Source organism: Sulfitobacter sediminis (genome assembly GCF_040811725.1).
Lineage (GTDB): Bacteria > Pseudomonadota > Alphaproteobacteria > Rhodobacterales > Rhodobacteraceae > Sulfitobacter > Sulfitobacter sediminis.
Genome location: NZ_JBFNXX010000026.1, coordinates 1 through 20,001 on the forward strand (window position 1 = coordinate 1; position 20,001 = coordinate 20,001).

15 protein-coding genes and 2 pseudogenes are annotated in these 20,001 nt (G+C 56.1%); 9 read left to right on the forward strand and 8 right to left on the reverse strand.

Translation table 11 applies throughout. The features are described from left to right. Positions 1-204 precede the first annotated feature (204 nt). Together AB2B41_RS20280 and AB2B41_RS20285 are read right to left on the reverse strand one after the other, a co-directional pair. The gene (locus tag AB2B41_RS20280) at positions 205-1,464 is read right to left on the reverse strand and encodes a tetratricopeptide repeat protein (RefSeq protein ID WP_235930284.1); all 1,260 of its coding nucleotides are present in this window, start codon (positions 1,462-1,464) and stop codon (positions 205-207) included. A gap of 90 nt (positions 1,465-1,554) precedes the next feature. After that, a pseudogene (locus AB2B41_RS20285) lies at positions 1,555-1,914 on the reverse strand (adenylate/guanylate cyclase domain-containing protein); the annotation flags it as partial. A gap of 283 nt (positions 1,915-2,197) precedes the next feature. On the opposite strand from AB2B41_RS20285, the gene AB2B41_RS20290 reads away from it, so the two are divergent. The 5 genes and pseudogenes from AB2B41_RS20290 to AB2B41_RS23900 all read left to right on the forward strand — a co-directional run bounded on the left by AB2B41_RS20290 (position 2,198) and on the right by AB2B41_RS23900 (position 6,724). After that, a complete protein-coding gene (locus AB2B41_RS20290) occupies positions 2,198-2,461 on the forward strand; it encodes a DUF3489 domain-containing protein (protein ID WP_367879654.1) in 264 nt (87 codons plus the stop codon). After that, complete coding sequence (locus AB2B41_RS20295) at positions 2,458-2,871, forward strand: DUF2924 domain-containing protein (RefSeq protein WP_367879655.1); 414 nt, start codon at positions 2,458-2,460, stop codon at positions 2,869-2,871. The genes AB2B41_RS20290 and AB2B41_RS20295 overlap by 4 nt, the downstream gene beginning before the upstream one ends. After that, the gene (locus AB2B41_RS20300) at positions 2,871-4,499 is read left to right on the forward strand and encodes a recombinase family protein (protein ID WP_367879656.1); all 1,629 of its coding nucleotides are present in this window, start codon (positions 2,871-2,873) and stop codon (positions 4,497-4,499) included. The genes AB2B41_RS20295 and AB2B41_RS20300 overlap by 1 nt, the downstream gene beginning before the upstream one ends. Positions 4,500-5,177: 678 nt before the next feature. Continuing rightward, positions 5,178-6,241 (forward strand): annotated as a pseudogene (locus tag AB2B41_RS23895) (AMP-binding protein); the annotation flags it as partial. Between the two features lie 171 nt (positions 6,242-6,412). Continuing rightward, positions 6,413-6,724: an AMP-binding enzyme gene (locus AB2B41_RS23900; protein ID WP_420014321.1), complete on the forward strand. Its 312-nt coding sequence runs from the start codon at positions 6,413-6,415 to the stop codon at positions 6,722-6,724. A gap of 171 nt (positions 6,725-6,895) precedes the next feature. Here AB2B41_RS23900 and AB2B41_RS20310 read toward each other — a convergent pair whose 3' ends face one another. Further along, the gene (locus AB2B41_RS20310; RefSeq protein WP_367879657.1) at positions 6,896-7,822 is read right to left on the reverse strand and encodes a DMT family transporter; all 927 of its coding nucleotides are present in this window, start codon (positions 7,820-7,822) and stop codon (positions 6,896-6,898) included. Positions 7,823-8,120: 298 nt separating this feature from the next. Further along, positions 8,121-9,863: an adenylate/guanylate cyclase domain-containing protein gene (locus tag AB2B41_RS20315; RefSeq protein ID WP_367879658.1), complete on the reverse strand. Its 1,743-nt coding sequence runs from the start codon at positions 9,861-9,863 to the stop codon at positions 8,121-8,123. Between the two features lie 425 nt (positions 9,864-10,288). On the opposite strand from AB2B41_RS20315, the gene AB2B41_RS20320 reads away from it, so the two are divergent. The 4 genes from AB2B41_RS20320 (at position 10,289) to AB2B41_RS20340 (ending at position 14,624) form a co-directional block, all read left to right on the forward strand. Continuing rightward, on the forward strand, positions 10,289-12,124 hold the full coding sequence (locus AB2B41_RS20320) for an AMP-dependent synthetase/ligase (RefSeq protein ID WP_367879659.1): 1,836 nt from the start codon (positions 10,289-10,291) through the stop codon (positions 12,122-12,124). 57 nt (positions 12,125-12,181) lie between these two features. Next, entirely contained in the window at positions 12,182-12,952 is a 771-nt protein-coding gene (locus AB2B41_RS24075) for a hypothetical protein (protein WP_474104443.1), read from the forward strand. Between the two features lie 392 nt (positions 12,953-13,344). Beyond that, on the forward strand, positions 13,345-13,974 hold the full coding sequence (locus tag AB2B41_RS20335; protein ID WP_367879662.1) for a class I SAM-dependent DNA methyltransferase: 630 nt from the start codon (positions 13,345-13,347) through the stop codon (positions 13,972-13,974). Positions 13,975-14,180: 206 nt separating this feature from the next. Next, positions 14,181-14,624: a nuclear transport factor 2 family protein gene (locus AB2B41_RS20340; RefSeq protein ID WP_367879663.1), complete on the forward strand. Its 444-nt coding sequence runs from the start codon at positions 14,181-14,183 to the stop codon at positions 14,622-14,624. On the opposite strand, the gene AB2B41_RS20345 is transcribed toward AB2B41_RS20340, so the two are convergent. From AB2B41_RS20345 to AB2B41_RS20360, 4 genes are all read right to left on the reverse strand, one after another. Then, positions 14,587-15,135, reverse strand: a complete 549-nt coding sequence (locus tag AB2B41_RS20345; RefSeq protein ID WP_367879664.1) for an IS110 family transposase — start codon at positions 15,133-15,135, stop codon at positions 14,587-14,589. The genes AB2B41_RS20340 and AB2B41_RS20345 overlap by 38 nt on opposite strands. Before the next feature lie 395 nt (positions 15,136-15,530). After that, positions 15,531-16,703 (reverse strand): adenylate/guanylate cyclase domain-containing protein, encoded by a 1,173-nt coding sequence (locus tag AB2B41_RS20350; protein ID WP_367879665.1) that lies wholly within the window; start codon positions 16,701-16,703, stop codon positions 15,531-15,533. 235 nt (positions 16,704-16,938) lie between these two features. After that, positions 16,939-17,577 carry a polysaccharide lyase family protein gene (locus AB2B41_RS20355; RefSeq protein ID WP_367879666.1) on the reverse strand — a complete coding sequence of 213 codons (639 nt, stop codon included), beginning with the start codon at positions 17,575-17,577 and terminating at the stop codon, positions 16,939-16,941. A 585-nt stretch (positions 17,578-18,162) separates the two neighbouring features. Next, entirely contained in the window at positions 18,163-19,917 is a 1,755-nt protein-coding gene (locus AB2B41_RS20360) for an adenylate/guanylate cyclase domain-containing protein (protein WP_367879667.1), read from the reverse strand. Positions 19,918-20,001: the final 84 nt, after the last annotated feature.

The following is a 20,001-nucleotide window of genomic DNA, read 5'->3' on the forward strand; positions in this document are numbered from 1 at the left end:
TGACCGCAACCGTATCAACAGAAAGAAACAGGAACGGATTCTACACCTGATCGGCCCGGATCAGGGGGCTGGGTCAATAGGGACGCGACGGCAGAGAGGTGTACATAGACAACGTTCGAAACACCTCGACACATCTTTGAATTGCGGGACGGTTTGGCAGTTCGAATTATCGGGTCAGGTGGCGGTAAGATCATGCAAAATCTACTATTCAGGCATTCCAACCCGGCCGAGGCCCTCACAAAACCGGCTAGCATCCGCTTCGTAAACGAACATGACACCATTTCGCGTGATAGTTTGCGTTACTCCAGGAGCTACTTCGAGCAATCGGGCGTAGCAATCCTTGGCTTCTACCAGACGCCCTAGATGCGCTAGAGCCGTCACTTCTCCTCGCAGTAAGGACGCGTTGCGTGGTGCGATGCGAAGGCCTTCCCTGAAGTAACTTAGGGCTGTCTCGTCATCGCCTTTGATGAAGGCGATCATTCCGCGATGGCCGACAAACATACTGGTCCAAACATCCCTCGGACTAAGACGTGCTGCACGTTTCAGCAAAGTGTCAGCGCGGTGATCATGCATGTAGGTAAGAACCATTCCGAGTGATCCCATCGCAGTCGCGTGGTTCGGATTGCTCTCTAGTACGCGTTCAAGGTGACGAGCGGCTTCTGAGTGCTGTTTGGCAATGAACAGTGCTATGGCCAAATGAACCTGCGCATTCTCGTCGTCTGGATCACACATCAGCGCCTGAGTTGCCGTTTCGATCGCTAACCGTATCGATTCAGGTTGTGGCCGCCCCCAGCCATATAAGCCATCGAAGACATAAGATTGCGCGATGAAGGCGAGAGCGGTTGCATTTCGTGGGCTCTCCTCGAGCGCAGACGTCAACACTGCCCGCGCAGCTTCCCCGTCTTCAGCTGTATATCGCTGCAAGTGCCACCAGGCGCGCGCTAGTTTTTCGCGCAAGCTAAGAGATCCTGGGTCTCGGTCAGCACTCGCAGTTATCTCCTCGGCACGAATGCTAGGTGCAACGGCCATAGCAATAGCCTGTGTCAGCTCATCTTGAATTGCGAAGATGTCATCGAGATTGCGATCATACTTCTCGGCCCATATATGCCGATCTGCGGTCGCATCGATAAGCTGGGCTGTGACCCGCACACGATCTCCCGCTCGCCGGACAGAGCCTTCGAGAACATACTGGACACCAAGCTCGCGACCGACGTCCGCGACGTTTATCGCTTTCCCACGATACGAGAAGGCTGTGTTGCGGGCGATGACGAAGAGTGAACGGAATCGAGAAAGCGCGGTAGTGACATCCTCGACCAAACCATCTGCCAAAAAACCACTATCAGCATCCTTGGACATGTCGTCGAAGGGCAACACAACGATGGAAGGCTTGTCGGCGAGAGGCAATGATGCCTTGCCTTGATCCGGCGCTGGGGAAGCGGCAACTGGCCCCTCAACCGGTATCAACCTGTGAAGGGCAACCTTCCGGGGGATGTTCTTAAGTTCCCTTAGACCGAGTTCTTCCGCTCGAACGTCAAGGCGTCCCTCGAGGTGATCCCAGACCGCACCGGAGACGAGGATTTCGCCGGGCGCGCAGAGAGCTTCGAGCCGGGCAGCGACGTTGACGCCATCGCCGTGAATGTCTCCATCCGCCTCAACCAGTACTTCGCCAAGATGCACTCCTATGCGCAGGATAAAGCGGCGATCTTCTGGATCGGCGTTTGCAATCTCGGCAAGTTGGCGCTGGACGTCGATCGCTCCTTCAACGGCGCCCACGACCGAAGAAAACTCTACCAGCGTGCCATCGCCCGTGCGCTTAACGATGCGACCACCAGCATTTTCGATGGCTGGCTCGGTGACCGTATCGCGGAGTTCGCGCATACGCTCGATCGTTCCGGCCTCATCCTCGGCGACCATGCGCGAGAAACCGGCAACATCAGCGATTACTATGGCTGCAAGACGACGTTCCACAGGATGAGCGTACCAGAGCGAATGAGCTCAAGGAAATGGCCGTTTTGGGCTCGTTCCAGCCATTAGCTGCAGATTTCACCAAGGTCTGCTTTCGGGTCGACCTGTACGTTTGACTGGACTTCTGAGGGCTTTGGAGCGGTACTGTGAGCGTCGCTGACGCCCGGGAGCTCCGGGCTCCACTCAGTACAGGGCGAGGGATTGGCCTTTGCCCACAGAGTGGAGACACACCATGGCAACGTCAGAGCTAGAACCGCAGAAGACAGCCAACCCGAAGACGGTTGCGAAGGAACCAACTCGCCAGGCGCAACTGCACAGACTACTCTCCCGAAAGTCCGGCGTGACCATCGCCCAGCTTCAGAAGACCTTCGGCTGGCAACCGCATACGGCAAGGGCCGCGATATCAGCTCAACGCAAGGCCGGTCGCGTAGTCGCTCGGACGGTAACGGATAAGGGATCGGTCTACCGGATTGTCGCAGGGCAGGGTGACCGGTGAGCGGCGGAGAGATAGATCAGGTGTTGATCCTGATTGCTGAGATCGAAGCCTGTGGTCGGGAAGCCTGTCTGGACCGCTGGCGCGCAGCCTTTGGCCGCCCACCGCCCAAGCATCTGTCTCTGCAGTTCCTGAAGCGGGTGCTGATCTGGGAGGCGCAGAACAAAGCACTGGGCGGGGTATCGGCCAAGACGGTACGCCGCCTGGAAAACCTTGCCGCTGGAAAGGCCGCCCCCGCCACCGCCAAGCCCGGTTCCTTCCTGGTGCGGGAATGGAACGGGAGGACATACCAGGTTGAGGTGATAGATGGCGGGTACGTTATGGATGGCAAAAACTGGCGGTCCCTGTCGGCCATTGCCAAACACATCACGGGCGCCCACTGGTCAGGCCCGCGCTTCTTCGGGGTACAATGATGCGCAGGATCCGCTGCGCCATCTACACCCGAAAGAGCTCTGAAGAGGGGCTTGACCAGGACTTCAACTCACTCGATGCCCAGCGGGAGGCTTGCGAGGCCTACATTGCAAGCCAGAAACACGAAGGCTGGGAGGTGCTGCCGGACCGCTTTGACGACGGCGGGATCTCCGGCGGTCATCTGGAGCGTCCCTCGCTGCAGCGCCTGATGCAGGCGGTAGACGAGAAGCGCGTAGATCAGATCGTCGTCTACAAGATCGACCGTCTGACCCGGTCGCTGGCGGACTTTGCTAAGTTGGTGGATCGGCTGGATGCCGCCGAGGCATCGTTTGTGTCGGTCACCCAGAGCTTCAACACGGCCACCAGCATGGGACGGCTCACGCTCAACGTACTTTTGAGCTTCGCCCAGTTCGAACGGGAGGTTACAGCAGAGCGCATCCGGGACAAGATCGCGGCCTCAAAGCGTAAGGGTCTCTGGATGGGTGGGAACGTGCCTCTCGGCTACCAGGCTGATGGTCGGACCCTGAAGATAGACCAGGCAGAGGCCGCCACGATCAGATGCCTCTACGATCTGTACCTGGAGCATGGCGCTATTCGTGCGGTCAAAGAGCAAGCGGACGCGCTGGGTCTCAGATCACGCCAACGCCTGCGCGGGGCAGGGCGCATCTCGGGCGGCACGGCCTTAGATCGGGGACACATCCATCACATCCTGAGCAACCCAATCTACGCGGGGGGCATCCGGCATAAGGGTCAGGTGTATGAAGGGCAGCACCCCGCCATCATAGAACCGGTCATCTGGGAGCAGGTGCAGGAGATGCTCGCAGGCGGGGCGACAAGGGCCCGCGGCACAAAGCGGGTGGCCGCCCGATCTCTATTGGCGGGCAAGCTCTTCGATGAGACCGGGGACCGTCTGACACCCAGTCACAGCAAGAAGAATGGCAAGCGCTTGCGCTATTACATCTCTCACAGGCTGGTAAAGGATCGAAGCCGGAAGCATCCCGATGCCTGGCGTCTCCCTGCGGAACAGGTCGAGGGTCTGATCACCGATCTGATCAGAGCGCACCTGAAGCAGGAAGAGATTGCGATCCGCCTGATCCGGGATCTCAACGCATCACAGGTTGAGGCGGTCACAGCCAAACTGCATGCCATCCAGCAGACGAAGGAATATCTGACATTGGTCGAGCGCGCTGACCTTAGCCCGGGCAAGCTGACCATTCGTCTGCACTGTGGCGAGCTCGCGAAAGTAGTCGAGTGCAATCCAGACAAGATCAATCCCGAGGAGCTCATCCTTAAGAGCCCCTTCCAGATGCGCAGGCGGGGCGTGGAGCTGAAGCTGCATCTCGGAGACAAACCTGCTGAGATCGACCGAACGCTCGTGCAGAACATCATCAATGCACAGAAGTGGATGGCGCTGATCCTTGGCGGAATGACATTCTCAGAGATCGCCGAAGCCGAGGGCACATCAAAACGGCGCATCCAGGACGTCGTTGATCTGGCGATGCTTGCGCCAGATCTGCTCGATGCCATCGCTGAAGGTGAGCAGCCAGATGGTCTAACGTCTGACTATCTGATCAAGTCAGGTGTTCCAGCTCTTTGGTCAGAACAGAGCGCGCTGTTCGCGAAGCTCTAATCCAAGCCACCCAAACACACCAAACTCGTACCGCCGGAATGGCAAACAGAGACTGCGGCCGAAAATCGCCACTTCTGTGCTTCACACGAAGTCTCTCTACAAACCCGCCTGCGTTAAGCGCCTGAACTTACGCTCTTAATGCGCGGAAGTGTGTCGTTTGCTGAAATCGAGGAAGTGTGTGGCTGTGGACGCAGTCCAGAGCGAACCGGTCTCAGCCCTGTTTTCACTGTTAACAGGGAAAATACAGGGAAAATCCGCAATTTCTGGCTGAATCTGGGCGATTTTAGCGACTTATGTGCGATTTCCATGAGCGTTAACAGCGAGTTAGAAGGCATTTCCCTGTTAATTTGATAACAGGGAAAAATTTCCGACTATCAGGGAAAAATTAAGGAGGAACAGGGAAGGGAGGTGGGGAAACAGGGAAGTGCGTAACCTGCAAACCTTGCGATGGCGCTGAGGACGTAGCTGCAATGCCGAAAGGCCGCTTTCTGCGCATGAGCGGTCATCCATTTGGTTCGCAGCGAAGGTCGACTTGGAGCCCTTTGTATGAATGTGCCACAGAAAAATCAGTCGCATGTTCTCGGAGACACGACGGAACCGCTACGCGAAGAGACCATTCCCAAACTTTTATCTGGCACCGCTTCGTCATTTCCGAACCGGGAGGCGGCCGTCTTTCGGATGCAGAACATTCGCTGGACCTGGGCGGACCTTGCTCGGCAGGTAGACCGGCTGGCCGCCGGTTTACTGCGTCTAGGCATCAGCAAAGGTGACCGGGTTGGTGTGTGGTCGCCTAACCGGGCGGAATGGCTTCTTACCCAGTTTGCGACAGCACGGATCGGCGCGATACTGGTATGTATCAACCCGGCTTATGGCCCTTATGAGCTGGAATATGCGCTGAACAAGGTCGGATGCAAGGCGCTTGTGACGGCCCGCAGCTTCAAGTCCTCGGACTATATCGGCATGCTTCAGAGCCTCGCGCCGGAGCTTTCGTCATCCACGCGTGGAGAACTGTATGCTGTGAAGATACCTGACCTGCGCGCGATCATCGCGGTCGGCGACGAGAACCCGCCGCCTGGGATGCTTTCTTTTAACGAAGTTTTGCAATCCGGGTATGGGGTTGTGGCTACTGAACTGGACGCGATCACGAACACGCTCGATCAAAACGCACCGATCAACATTCAATTTACCTCCGGCACGACCGGCAGCCCGAAAGGCGCCTGCCTCACCCACCGCAACATCATCAACACCGCGCATTTCGTCACGGCGCGGATGAATTTCACCGAAGAGGATCGCCTCTGTATTCCGGTGCCGTTCTACCATTGCTTTGGAATGGTCATGGGAACGCTTGGTTGTGTCACCAAAGGCGCGGCGATGATTGTTCCGGGCGAGGGTTTTGACCCGGCGGAAACTCTGCGCGCGGTGTCGGAAGAAAAGTGCACGGCGCTTTATGGCGTCCCGACGATGTTTGTCGCTGAGTTGGGATTGCCGGATCTCGACAGCTATGATCTTTCTTCGTTGCGCACCGGCATCATGGCGGGCTCTCCATGCCCGGCCAGCGTCATGGGCGACGTCTTCAAGACAATGCACATGACCGAGGTGACGATCGCCTACGGCATGACGAAAACTCGCCTGTTTCTTTTCAAACACATTTGGATGCTCCTTTCGATAAGCGCGTTTCGACTGTCGGTACGATCCATCCCCATGTGGAATGCAAGGTTGTGAACGAGTCGGGAGAAACGGTGGGGATCGGCAAACAGGGAGAGTTGCTGACCCGCGGCTATTCGGTAATGCGTGAATATTGGGGTGATCCCGAGAAGACGGCCGCATCGATCAGAGACGGCTGGATGCACACTGGAGACCTCGCGGTGATCGATGCGGACGGCTATTGCGACATTACCGGCCGGGTGAAGGACATGATCATCAGGGGCGGCGAGAACATCTATCCCAAGGAAGTGGAGGAGTTTCTCTACACACATCCTGCTGTCGCTCAGGCGCAGGTCTTCGGCATCCCGGACGATAAGCTGGGGGAAGTGGTGTGTGCCTGGATCGTGCCGAAACAAAGTGCGGACCTCGAACCGGAAGCGATCCGGGAATTTTGCAAGGGTCAGATTGCCCATTTCAAGGTGCCATTACACGTACGGTTGAAGGAAGAGCTTCCGATGACGGTCACCGGCAAACCGCAAAAATTCATCATGCGCGAAGAAATGATCAAGGAACTGGCCTGAGGCTGCTCGCCGAAAACATCCGGAGTTCACCGCGCTGCTAGTGAACGCGCTCAAATTCTTGGTGGCAGACGTTTCACTTGCTAAGAGGTGCTGCGATGCGGTCAAAGGCCATTGCGTTCTTTGGGCGGACCTTGATGCTGATCTAAGTTAGCAGCTGGAGGGAGCCCAGAGTTACCGTTTCGAACTCTTGGTGAGCACGGTCGAAACGGTACGCGTTTTTCGGCTTCTTGTGAGGGCGATCGCGCCCAATACCAAGGCACAGGCGATAGCTTGGGTCGTGGTGACCGCTTCGCCAAAAGTAAGATAACCGACAGCAAACATGGTGGGCAATTCAATGCTTCCAACCACCGCAGTTTGGGACGCGCCAATCACTGGCGAGCAAACTGTGTATATGAGCTGCGGGACAAGCGCTGTGACAAGCCCAATTCCAACAATCAACAGCCAGTCGGACCGCTCGCGCGGGAGCAAATCCGCTACTTCGGAACTCAGAACAAGTGGCGCGAGACCAAGGATAGACCCAAGTGAAACCGAAGCTATGCGCGCGAGGGGTGCGATACGGGACAGCCTGTACACCAGTACACAAATTCCGAAACCAAACCCGAATGGGGCCAGGAGGGAGATCAGCAATATAGTTACGTACTCAATGGGTACAGAGGCTGGAGATCCCGCAATGATTGCCGCCAGCACGATAAGACCGGAGGCGAACAAAGCGCGCCGTGTTGGGGCATCGGCAAACAAGGCCCATGCTATTACGAGAGTGAACACGGGGTAGGTCATGTAAAGTACCCCCACAGTCGACGCAGGCAGTTTCTCCAACGCCGTCACGTATCCAATCCATCCCAGTCCCATCACCGCTCCGGCGGATACACCCCAGGTTATCTCTCGCCACGCATTTCGGTGGATGATGAGAACAGGAAGCAGCGCAGTTGCCGCAACAATGTAGCGATAGAATGCCACTGCATAAGGTGCGACGCCCTGCTCAGTCAGCCCACGGCTGAAATAAGGCACCAGTCCAAAACAGATTGATGCGAAAAGAACCCCAAGAACTGCGACGGCATAAGGGATAGCTGGCCGAGTTTGTATCGATGTCGTCGTCATACGATGGAGCTACCATGCGATTGGTGTAGTGTCCCCAGATATTTGGCGAACGGCGGCTCGTCCCGCATCCCAGACCTCTGAAGCTGCAGCAGCGAATGGCAGGTGCTGGGAGAAGTGGTCATTCAGGCACTAAAGCGGACTTCGCCACGCGGTCCCGTCGTCTCGAATGGCCTCTGAAGGCGGCTTTGCAGACATCTGACAAAAGCGGTCAGATGTCTCAGAAGAGCCCATACTGCCAAGAGCTTCTGACGGTGCTTTGACCGAGATTTCTGGAGCCCCTGCAGGCCAGAAGGAATAATCAATCAGGCAGGCCTGCTTTCCGCAGACAGTCGCAGTCCAACTCCAACCTCCGTTTTGATGAATAGAGCTGGGTCTTTTTCCAGGTTGAAATTCTGAAACCTGGACGAAACTTCAAAATGGTCTGTGCCGCTTGCCGGGCGGCTTCGATTTCACCCATTTCCGTGTAGACAATCGCCAAGTCGAGATGGCCGAACCCTTCGACCATTTCGCTGTATTCTTTGAAAGCCTCTATCGCTTCCTCATACTTGCCATCCAGACGCTTGGCGAAGCCAAGGACACCTGCGTACCATCCCGGGTAGTGGGGATTTAGTGTGATCGCTTGCTGTGCGACCCGGATTGCGTCGGCAGTTTGCCCGTTAAAGGCCAGCGTCAGCGACAGCCGCGCGGCGACGTCGGCATGGTTCGGGTTAAGGGCGAGCGCCCTGTCAAATTTCGTTATGGCGTCATCAAGATTGCCGTCGATTGCATCGGCGAACCCGTCAACTGCGTGGGCTTCAGGGTTGTAGCTGTCGATCTCCAGGGCGCGGCGCGCGCATTCCCGCGCCTGTGCAAGGGCCGCTTCGCGATCTTCGCTGAACCCATGCCGCGCCTCCACGGTACAGATAAAACCCAAGGTGCAGAGGGGCGCTGAGTAGGTCGGGTCGAGGGCAATGGCACGCTCCGCGTGGCGACGGGCCTCTCCAAAGCTTCCCTTGGTGACCTTCCTGCAACTCTCGATAGCCTTGAGCTGTGAGGACCAGGCTTCCAGATTTTTCGTGCCTGACCCCCGGAACCGGGCCATCTCACCTTCGAGCAACTCGACCTGCAACTCAGTCGCAATCCTCAGAGCAATTTCGTCCTGAACTTCGAAGACGTCCTCAATGAGCCGATCAAATCGGTCAGCCCAGAGATGCATCCCTGTCTTGGCGTCGATCAACTGGGCCGTGATCCTGACGCGGTCGCGGTTTTTGCGGACGCTGCCTTCCAGAACGAGATCGAGACCTTGCTCCAGCCCCACCTGTTTGATGTCCACCGACCGGCCCTTGTAGACAAAGGTGGAGTTGCGCGCGACGACGAGCAGGTTTGGCAGCTTTGAGAGGGTCGTGATGATCTCTTCGGTAATGCCGTCGGCGAAAAATTCCTGATCCGGATCGGAAGAGAGGCTGTCAAAGGGCAGGACCCCGATCAAGAGAGACTGTGAATGGGACTGCGGTGCGACGCGCGGAGGAGGCGCTTCCGGCGGTGCCCACTGGAAGACCGAGACAGGGGCCTTGACGTTTTTTAGTTTTCGATCTCCGGCCGTCCGGAAGACTTCTGACAGACGTTCGTCGATGCTCCTTTGAACGACGTCCGAGATCAAAACTGTACCAGGTTCCGCGAGGGTTTGAAGGCGCGCGGCCAGATTGACACCGTCCCCGAACAGGTCGTCGTCTTCAAAGGCGATGTCTCCTAGATGCACGCCGATACGCAATTGAAGGACGGATTGCCTCAGTGCAGCGGTCTGGATATCGAAGGCACAGCGGACGGCATCGGAAACGGAGGCAAACTCCACAAGCCAGCCATCACCCATGCGTTTGATGATATTTCCTCGATGTTCTCTGACCAGCGGCTCGAATATGTCCCTTCGCAGAAATCGAAGCGCCGTGAGCGTCCCGGCTTCGTCGGACTTCATCTGACCCGAGTAGTTTACGACGTCTGCGGCGAGTACTGCAGCGAGTTTTCTTGTCAAATTCATTCGGGCGCTCAGCTTGGGTCGGAACATTCCCAGTCTACAGCGCTGGCATCCTCTTTCAACGCGGCAAAGCTGTTCGCGGCCGAGCGCGGTAGATGGCGGCTTCGTCTGCTTAGCTGGCCTTGATGCCGAGCGCAGCTAATGGCTGGAGGGAGCCCAATAGCGACTTAAGTGACGTGCGCTGCATCAGTCGCAAAGGGCGGCGAGCGGACACAGCCCACAACAGTGACGGCGAAGCGCACCCTTTCCTTGCCGCCTTACCGCCGCAGAGCAACGATATCGAACCGACCGCGCTTCCGTCGCATCATGAAAAGTTGGGTGACCGACAGCAGAGCGGATGAAGCACCCGTTCTTGGCCGTGCAACCGAAGGGCCAAGAACTTGCTCGATCTTACCATGAGATCCGCTTGATCCTGCTCAAAGTATGGAGAGCGGTTCAGTCGTATCAACGAGGCTATGAAGCGCACAACAACACCAGATCTCGACTTTATCGGTTGCGAGGCGGCAGGGACAATTCCGGGCTTGCTGACGTGTCGGGCCGAACGATCTCCGAACGCCGTGGCTTACTCCGAGTTTGAAGACGGAACGTGGCGGGATGTAACTTGGAGTGAAATGGAGCGAATAGTTGCCCGCTATCGTGTTGCGCTAGATCAGGCAGGCATGGAGGAGGGCGATCGTGTAGCGATCTTGCTGCGGAACTGCATCGACTGGATCGCCTTCGACATCGCGGCCATGGCAAACGGTTTGATGACCGTGCCACTCTATCTTCAAGACAGCGAGGCCAATATAGACTTTATCCTGTCCAACTGTGGCGTACGTCTGTGTCTTGTCGAGAGCGTGCAGCGATTAGAAGCACTGAAGCCCGCTCTCGAAAGCAGCGGTGCTTTGAGGCAAATTTGGGTGCGCGGAAATGGTGAGGTGCATGAGCAAGTCCGCGGAAGAAAGGTCCACCGTCTTGGCGAGGTCTTGGACCTGGCAGAGGGTGACGCTGGGCCAATCCGATGCGCGCCAAAGGACATCGCCACGATCATACATACCTCGGGCACGACAGGTAGGCCTAAAGGAGCAATGTTGTCCAATTTTGCTCTTCTGTGGGATGCCGAGGCGGTTGCAGTGAACATTCCGCCTCTGACAAACGACGTCTTTCTGTCCCTGCTGCCACTCAGCCATGCGTTTGAGCGCACCATGAGCTACCATCTGGCGATGATGGGTGGCTCTAGGGTAGTATTCGCTCGAGCGATAGAAACTCTGAAGGAGGACATTTCTGAAGTACGGCCGACGATCCTGGTCGCCGTGCCGCGCCTGTACGAGCGGTTTTACGAAGCGATCGTCCAGGAAGCTTCAGAAAGTCCGCTCAAGAGCTGGCTGGTAAGAATGACCGTAGCGATTGGCTGGCGGCGTTTCGAAGCGAGCCGCGGCAGAGGGAATATGTTCAGTCAGATGCCGGGCTTGCTTTTCTGGCCATTGCTAGAGCGGCTGGTCGCACGCCCGATCCTGCAGGCCTTCGGTGGGCGGCTGCGTGTTGCAGCGAGTGGCGGCGCTCAATTATCGACTGAGGTGAGCCAATTCCTAATCGGCGTCGGCCTGCCGCTTGTTGAGGGTTACGGTTTGACGGAAGCTGCTCCTGTCGTCAGTGGGACCACCTTTGAGGACAATTTGCCGGGTTCTGCCGGCAAGCCGCTTCGCGGCATCGAAACCCGGTTTACCGCCGAGGGCGAGCTGCTGATCCGGTCACCATCGCTGATGCAAGGCTATTGGAATGACCCCAAAGGTACCTCCTCAGCCATCGACGAGGAGGGCTGGTTGCACAGCGGAGATACAGCGGAATTTCGCGAGGACCACTTATTTATCACAGGACGGTTGAAGGATGTCATCGTCCTATCTACCGGCAAGAAAGCCGCTGCTCCAGAGATCGAGGCTGCGATCGAGGCGGACCCGCTTTTCGAACAATGCTGTCCAATAGGAAATAACCGCCCGTTCGTTTCGGCGATCCTGGTGCTTAATCGTGACCATTGGGCTGGATACGCCGAACGCCAGGGCCTTGATCCAGATTTTCCCAATGCACAGGCGGCGAACGCGGCCATCATGGCGCGTCTGGCGCAACTTTTGCGGGATCAGCCAGAATATGTGCAGATACGTGCTGTTCATACTCAGGTGCAGCCCTGGACGGTTGAAGACGGCACTTTGACGCCGACCTTGAAAATCAAGCGATATGTCATCGAAGAGCGCTATCGGAACGAAATTGAAGCGCTCTACGCACAACAGTCGTCGCGGCGCAGTTCTGACGGCTAACATGAACAGATGGCGGATGTGCGGACCCAAGTACGTCGCCTAGTGAAGGTCAGGCCCATGCTTGATTTCAAGAAACGCAAAAGCATTGAGCCTGGGATTGCAAAGCGATCCACAGTCGACCCTGCGAAACTGTCCACGACCGAGCGCGCTGAATTGATGAGCCAACTCTACGCGTTAAACCAGAGAATATTCGCGGGCGTTTCCTTGGGGGATTTCGAAAATCATGTGTTGGACCCGTCGGCGGACAGTACGCTCATACAGCTTTTCATTGCCGCGGACGGTCAAATCGTCGGCTATTGCGCGGCCCATCGGTTCTGGCGACAGGTGTCAGGGCGCCACGTTATTGTTCTGAGAGCGGAAGCCGGGCTCTTGCCGGAGTACCGGGGGCATGGTGCAACTTACCGGTTCAGGATGATCCGCTCTATTGCCGAAAAGCTCAGGCATCCATTCACGCCGATCTATTATGTCGGGACCCTTGTACACGCTTCGAGCTATGATCTTGCCTGCCAGAATTTTCCGCAGGTCTACCCGCATCCTGACCGTGAAACGCCGGAAGTCATTCAGGAAGTTGCACGCGAGCTGATCAACAGCTTCCCGGCACCGCCCGTGAGTGAGGCCGATCCATTCGTACGTGACGTAGGATGGATGACAATTGAGGTACGGCAGCAAAACGCTCCCAGCCAACGCGTCGATAACCATTATGTGCGTTTCTTCAAGGCGCGCAATCCTGGCTATGCGAAAGGGCATGGGTTGGTAGTTATCGTTCCGATAACTGTTCGCAATATCTCTGCCGGTTTCCTGTCACGTTTGGGCGCGTTGCTCCGATAATTGGCTCTGTCTCGTGCTTGAATGGGTGCCTCCGAGCCCGTTGCATGTCAAAGCTCACGCACGCAGCAAACCAACGGCTTCCACTTCAGGTGATGCGCCTCATAGTCGCAAACCCGTGGATACCAGCCACTCGGGCGCGAAAGCCGACCGACCGCTCCGTCCCGCTTCTGAGACATCGGACGCAGTCAAAACGAGTGGCCGGTATTGGCAAAAGCTGCCATTCACGCCAGAAATTGCGCATCGGCACCTATGAATGACCGCTTCGAACCTGACCGGACGTTCGCCGATATCCGGGCTAAGACTGCAAAGCGGACAAAGAATGCAATGCAGTTGGGAATGCGCTAGCGTGAAGCACGGTGAGCGATTGCAAAGCTATTCTCGGGGAGGCGAAAATGTCGGGCGAGACTGAGGCACTTGGGCATGTGTACGACGTTGACGGGTCCGAAGCGGCACAGAACGCATACAATGATTGGGCCGCTAGCTACGATGCCGACAACGTTGGTAAGGGCTACAGGATACCGTGGCTAGCTGCTGCTTTTTTTGCGCGACATGTACCACTTGGTTCTGGGCCAATTCTGGACGCTGGTTGTGGCACGGGCCTTGTAGGAGAGGCGTTGTCAATTCTTGGATATGACAATGTAGTAGGCGCGGATTTATCTCCTAAAATGCTGAAACTGGCATCTGCATTGGGCGTTTATGAACGCCATTACATGCACGACTTAGCGGAACCGCTACCGGAAACGGATGACTACTTTGCTGCAGTAGCGTGTATTGGCTCCCTAGGGCCGGGGCATGCGCCCGCAAGTTGTTTGGCGGAGTTCATTCGTGTGACGAGCCCTGGTGGTAAAGTCATTCTAAACGTCAGGCACGATACCTACGAGAAACAGGGCCTAAAAGCTGTTGTTGAATCGCACAAGACATCGAAGCAGTGGATGCAAGTTGAAGCCTCGCCCGTATTTAGGCCATTCCTCCTAGCAGAGCCAAACGTAACAGCGCAGCTCCAAGTGTATGAGGTTCTTTAGAAATCGGTTTGCAGCCGCAAAGCCTTAGAAAGCCTTGGGCGGGCAATAAGTCCGCTCAGGGCCCGTTTCAGCCGTCAGCTGCGTTCAGCACTAAGGTCGACTTCGCAGGACCAAGTTGCCCTTTGAGTTGCAAGGCAATTCCGGCATTCATTAAGTAAGAACCATTTGCTGAACCGCGGCAACAGCGATAACAAACTGCGGCCCGCTTGGAAAAACTTGTGATCAAGCCTTCTTCAGAATTGCTTGCTGTATCGCGCCGCTGGTACGCGCACAACAGCAATGGCGATCAGATAGCTTTGCCCAATTTTATGTCCAACAGCGAAAACCTTCGCTTTCTAGGGTCAGCGAGTGGAGAGAACTGGTGCGGACAGGAAGTAAGAGACGCGGTTGTCGCGTATTTTCAAGATAAGCCTGATATTCTGCACATGGAGGAGCTTTTCGCGGAAGCCTTTGAAGCAGGGAACATCGGATGGGCCACCATCATTAACAAGGTCACTCTAGCAGGCAGGTCCGAAAAACCGTTCGAATTTCGCGAAACACTGGTGTTCGCGCTGGAGCAAGGGAGCTGGAAAATCGTCAGTCGGCACGGCTCTGTGCCAACACCTAATCGAGTCATCCTGGGGCGATCAGAACGGCGATGGCTTTGCTGATCGCTGCGAGATCGGCCTCGATCCGGGCCAGGCGGCTGGCATTCTGCCGGCGAAGGAGGGCGAGGCGCAGGCCCTTGGCACGGTTCTTCGCTGCCGTCCGGTCCTTGATCAGCGCCCGTCGGGCAGCAATCAGCTCATTGAGTTCGTTCAGAATGTCCGGCCGGACTGGCTGCGGCTCCAGCGCCAGCGCAGCGCCCATCCGCGCCAGCATGGCAGCGTCTGCACGATCGGTCTTGGCGCGTACGCCGAGAGCTTCGCAGAACCGTTTTGCCTGCCGTGGGTTCACCTTGACCAGCGCATAGCCTGCTGCTGCGAGGCGCCGCTCGAGGTCGCGATGATAGCGTCCGGTCGGCTCGAAGACGATGCGTAGCACGGGGCCCGCGCCAATCCATCGTATCAACGACGTCAGTCCGGACTTAGTGTTCGCAAAGGCCTGCTCTTCACCGGTCGGTAAGCGGTGGACGTCCAACCTGTCTTTCGAGACATCAATCCCGATGGTAACCTCGGTCATCTTTCGCATCTCCCATGCTTGTCATCCGAGCCCGGGGCTCGGGTATCCGTTCGGGTCTCAGTCGAAAGACGGGGGCGGCCATACTCAGATCCGGCCCCGAAACGGCCAGTCTTTCCCCGGCCCGCACCCCGCCAGCGCGCACCACATCATTTTTGCTGCGCGGTGGCTCAACTCTCCGGTTGAGACCGCGACGATCAATAGACAAGTCTTTCTATCGGATGACCAATAAGCCACCGCAAGCAGTCACTTATGACAGGTCCGCGCTGTGGCTGCGTCCGCTTTTGCGCCCCAACGGCTGCTCTTACCAACACCGACCATTCGCTGCGGGCGCGATCGATGTCTCAGTTGCGGACCAAGCGGACCTTTGGTTTCTGCGGGGAAAGACTAATAGGTACTCAGTAGTCCTCGATTGCGAACACACGAACTGGCTCTTCAAAGCCTTTGAATGAGTGTCTTCCCAGATCTTCCGAGACGCCATCGATAAGACGAATGACCTCTTCTGAGCATACTATGCGTCTGCCGAGCGAAGCACCGATCTCCAATAGACGGGCGGTCAGGTTTACCGTCGGTCCGACAACGGTGAAATCCATTCGATTCACGCTACCGATGTTACCGTAATGCACGTCTCCCACGTTCAAGGCCGCCCGAAAATTGAGCACTGATTGCCCTTCAGTTTGGTTCGACATCGACCTGCGCGTTTCTTCCAGGGTCGCCAAGGCACCATCGACAGCTGCAACTTGCGCGGCCCTGTCGTCTGGAGTGGGAAATATGGCCATGGCGCCATCCCCGATGAATTTGAGAATTTCACCACCATTCCTGCACACTCCTTCATCAAGCACAGAAAAGAAGCGATTAAGGCAGCTGATAGTGTCTTCAGGTGGCATCGTGTTGGAGAATTGTGTAAAGCCTTCAAGGTCGATGAAGAGCACGATTGACGGGATATTCTCGGTATCTCCACGACGAATGTTACCAGTCAGAACCCGCGCTCCGGCATCTCGTCCGACATAGGTAGACAAGACTGCGATGGTGCTTTCGTGTAGCACGAAGCCCTCCGTAACACGCGCTATTGGCGCTTGAAGACTGCGGAACGCCTCAATTTGATCGTCGCTGAAGCCACCTTCAGCTTTGGTCATGGCGACTGCTACGTTGAGATCGGGCGTGTACCTCGAGTGCAAGGGCAGGCAAAGGCTTTGCACATAGCCCCTTTCCCGTAGCGCCGTCATATCCGGCCTTATGTCGAAATCGGGATTGTTGCCAAAAGTGTAGAGCAGCACCCGGCCTGTGCTGCTGCAGACTTGGCCCGGCGTACCGATCCACTGCTTACCTTCCTTGAGTTGTCGCGGTGTGAGCCTGCTTGTTCTGGGGCCTGCAGCCTCAGTCCAGTAATCGAAACGCCCGGGCAATTCGGGATGCATTAATGTCTTGTAGATGCCAAAGAAATCTGCGGGAAGACTTGCAGCTTTAAGGCGACGACCGATTTCGGCATTGATCTCGCTGAAGCCTTCTGTGCCGGGTGCTCCCGCTACCAGCCAAGAGTTGAGAGCCGATAGCCGTGAATTTCGATGCATGGGCAGCCTCCTCCTCACTATCCTAACGCAACAAGCAAGCTCATGCACTGGAGCAACTGGGCACTTAGGTCAAAACTGACGAAGCAACAAACAACCGGGCCGGTCTGCAGGTCTGATTTTCGGGTGGAAGAGAGTTGGGAACCGGGCCTTCGTCTTTGCTGAATCAGAGGTCTGCAACGCGGTACGAAGCAGACACGGTAGTCTCTGGCTAGCGCTGGAAGATTGTTTGCAACATCTAGCGCAGCTTTCCCTGGTAGAGATTTCTCATCTTGATCGACACGCCATTGGGGGGGAAAGGAAGGAACGGACTGGAGCGACCGTGTTCTTTCCAGTCCGGGCCGAATCCGCGGTACCAAGGACCGACGATCCAAGTGATTGAATTTCGGTGTGCAAGTTTGTCGGTGTGGCAGTTTGACTTTGCGCTAGTTCCGCAGCCGGGCGGGACAAGCGTCTGACCTTTGATCGAATAGACCTGCTTGCCGTTGCACAAGACTTGAAGTGCACCATCTTGGTTCAAAGACCATTTCACACGTACTTGGACCGAGTTCCACTGCCCGAAGCGGGAACGATCAAAACAAACACGATCCTCGAAAGTTACCGCTCGTCCAGTAAGATGCATCTCGTAAAGATGGTTCTTAATTGCTCGTGTGTGCTGCCAACCTGCAATTTCAATGCTGCCTCGCTTTCGATAACTCAAGCTTTCAGTGTATCTGAAATTCTTCGGGACCAACACGTCGAAAGCGTATTCAACTGTCTTACCAATTCTCGAACTCCGGCCTTGTAACTGCGAACGCAGATTGCCATTGACGCAGTCAGATTCCCCCCTTCCGTCACCGTATTTGCCTTTGTGGCAAAGCCCTTCTCGAAGAGTCATTGTCCAGACCCCTCCCTCCGTCGAGGGATTTTGACCATTTAGCTCGTAGTTTTTGAAACCCTGTCCGCTCGCGGCTGTCGAAATCGTGAACGATGTAATTATTGGCAGTAACAGATTAACAAGCAACGTTCTTTGCATCCCCATCTCGCCCCTCGTGACTCATCCTTTCCCGAGGCTACCGCGATTCCAATGTTTGAAAAAAGGACCCTTTGGGCTCGTTTGGGTCATCCGACGCTTTTTGTCAGATGACCGCAAAGCTGCCGTCAGCGGCCACTCATGACTGGCTCGCGCCGCAGCAACGTCTGCTTTTGCGCTGCAACGACCGCCTTTGCCAACACCGGCCACTCGTTTTGACTGTGTCCGATGTCTCAGATGCGGACGAAGCCGCCTGATGCTGGTGCAGCGAAACTTCCCTACGCGCGACACTCAAATTTCTCAACCAGACGCGGCGGCGCAGCACCGTTTCCCGAAAGCGGCCATTGAACTCGTACAAATTGGCCAAAATCCAAACCGGTCGTACGCTGCGCCGGTTACGGATGTCTCACATGCGGACAAATCGGGCGTTCATCATGACTGCTCTGCAAACTAGATATCCAAGCCAGCTAGCCTCTGAGCTTCTAGTACCTGTTCGAAGTCAGCTTTTCTTCGAAATGGCCAGCCGAACCTAAAGAGGTCAAGATCTGGGTCTGGTCTGAGTTCAAGAGCATGAGAAAGCGCTTTGCTGGCATCCTCTTGTCGACCAAGTCGCGCCAGCACACCAGCCAAGTTGAAGCGTGTCCAAATCAAGTCCGGTTGAATTGCCTGAGCAGTGCGCCATCCTTCCAATGCCTCCTCATCGCGCCTCATCATAAACAAAGTCAGCGCACGATTGTTGTGATGCATTGCTGAAAAGGCATCCCGAGGGCTCAAGCGAATTGCCCGCTCAAAGGCGAAGAGCGCCCTTTCTAAGTTTTGACCATAAAGAACATGAGCACTCCCTAGACAGAAGTTGATCGCCGCATGATTTGGCGCGATCTCGTGAGCAATTTCTGCTGAACGTAGGCATGTATCCCAATCCCCAGCCAGCATCGACGAAGATGAGAGAGCAAATTGAGCGACAGCATTTTGTGGAGCGTTCGCAACCGCCTTCAGAGCATGCTCTTGCGCAAGAGCAATGTCTTGCGAAGGGTCGGGGGACCATCCGAACAGAACCGTTGTAACTGAAAGGAAGGTTCGGGCACTGAGCAAGTCGGGATCGTTCGGATCGAGTTCGAGGCTGCGTGCAAGAATATCCTTCGCCTGAACGAATGCCTCAGGCCGCATGCGGCAGTAGTGATCCCAGGCTTGCCAATAAAATTGTCGGGTCGACAGATCACGCGATGTGGCGGCGATGGCGCGGCGACGCTCGACCCTCTGTATTGGATCAATGATGGCTCCGCATACCGCCTCAGTGAGTTCGTCCTGAACATCAAAGACGTCCGCAATTTGTCGATCATAGCGCTCGGCCCAAAGGTGTTTGCCCGTTTCGGCTTCAATCAACTGTGCCGTCACCCGAATACGGTTAGAACTCTGTCGGACAGAGCCTTCGAGGATGTAGCCAGCCCCAAGTTCTGCACCGATCCTTGATACATCAATGGCACTTCCCCTGTAGGAAAAGGTTGTGTTTCGAGCAATGACGTCGAAGCCAGGTTGGTGCGCCAAGGCTGTTATGACATCCTCAACCATGCCGTCCGCAAACCATGACTGATCAGGTGGTCCAAAATTGTCGAACGGAAGCACGGCGATGCAGGGTCTTGAGTTCTGGTCTTGTGCGCTTCGCAATCCTTTTCTGCGCGGTGCCATCGAAGCTTCCATAACAACGTTAAAAGCGCGCACCGGCGCAGCAATGTTCTTGAGCTCCAACTCCCCCATAAATTCGTAGTCAACGGGGACTTTCGACTTCAAGTGATCATGCGCCATGCCCGACACAACGATGCCTCCAGGCTCTGCGTGGCTTTCAAGCCTTGCAGCTATGTTCACACCGTCCCCAAACACGTCGCCCTCGTCGAAGACGATATCGCCCAAATTGACCGCCAGACGGTACCTGATCCGTCGGTCATCGGGTTCTTCTGCTTCCCTCATCTCCATTGCTTGCTGGATTTCGACTGCGCATTTAACGGCTTCGACAACCGATGGGAACTCGGCGATGAGCCCATCACCTATAAGCTTGATCACACTGCCACCATGAGCCACGATCTTTGGATCAATTAGCTCAAGCCGATGACGCTTCTGTCGTAGGAGAGTGCCTTCTTCATCCGCTTCCATGAGGCGGGAATATCCGACCATGTCGGCAGCAATAATGGCTGCGATGCGGCGTTCCATCCCGTCAATATAACCGAAAACCGGGAAACTGTTAACGGCTCCTTCGGGCTCACAGCCGTCGTTTCGGGGTCTGTAGACCAACGA

Bases quoted from the DNA above. Each gene is read 5' to 3' on its own strand.
- AB2B41_RS20290 (WP_367879654.1), top strand. From the start codon at position 2,198: ATGGCAACGTCAGAGCTAGAACCGCAGAAGACAGCCAACCCGAAGACG.
- AB2B41_RS20300 (WP_367879656.1), top strand. From the start codon at position 2,871: ATGCGCAGGATCCGCTGCGCCATCTACACCCGAAAGAGCTCTGAAGAG.
- AB2B41_RS23900 (WP_420014321.1), top strand. From the start codon at position 6,413: ATGATCATCAGGGGCGGCGAGAACATCTATCCCAAGGAAGTGGAGGAG.
- AB2B41_RS20310 (WP_367879657.1), bottom strand. From the start codon at position 7,822: ATGACGACGACATCGATACAAACTCGGCCAGCTATCCCTTATGCCGTC.
- AB2B41_RS20315 (WP_367879658.1), bottom strand. From the start codon at position 9,863: ATGTTCCGACCCAAGCTGAGCGCCCGAATGAATTTGACAAGAAAACTC.
- AB2B41_RS20320 (WP_367879659.1), top strand. From the start codon at position 10,289: ATGAAGCGCACAACAACACCAGATCTCGACTTTATCGGTTGCGAGGCG.
- AB2B41_RS24075 (WP_474104443.1), top strand. From the start codon at position 12,182: ATGCTTGATTTCAAGAAACGCAAAAGCATTGAGCCTGGGATTGCAAAG.
- AB2B41_RS20335 (WP_367879662.1), top strand. From the start codon at position 13,345: ATGTCGGGCGAGACTGAGGCACTTGGGCATGTGTACGACGTTGACGGG.
- AB2B41_RS20345 (WP_367879664.1), bottom strand. From the start codon at position 15,135: ATGACCGAGGTTACCATCGGGATTGATGTCTCGAAAGACAGGTTGGAC.
- AB2B41_RS20350 (WP_367879665.1), bottom strand. From the start codon at position 16,703: ATGCATCGAAATTCACGGCTATCGGCTCTCAACTCTTGGCTGGTAGCG.
- AB2B41_RS20355 (WP_367879666.1), bottom strand. From the start codon at position 17,577: ATGACTCTTCGAGAAGGGCTTTGCCACAAAGGCAAATACGGTGACGGA.
- AB2B41_RS20360 (WP_367879667.1), bottom strand. From the start codon at position 19,917: ATGGAACGCCGCATCGCAGCCATTATTGCTGCCGACATGGTCGGATAT.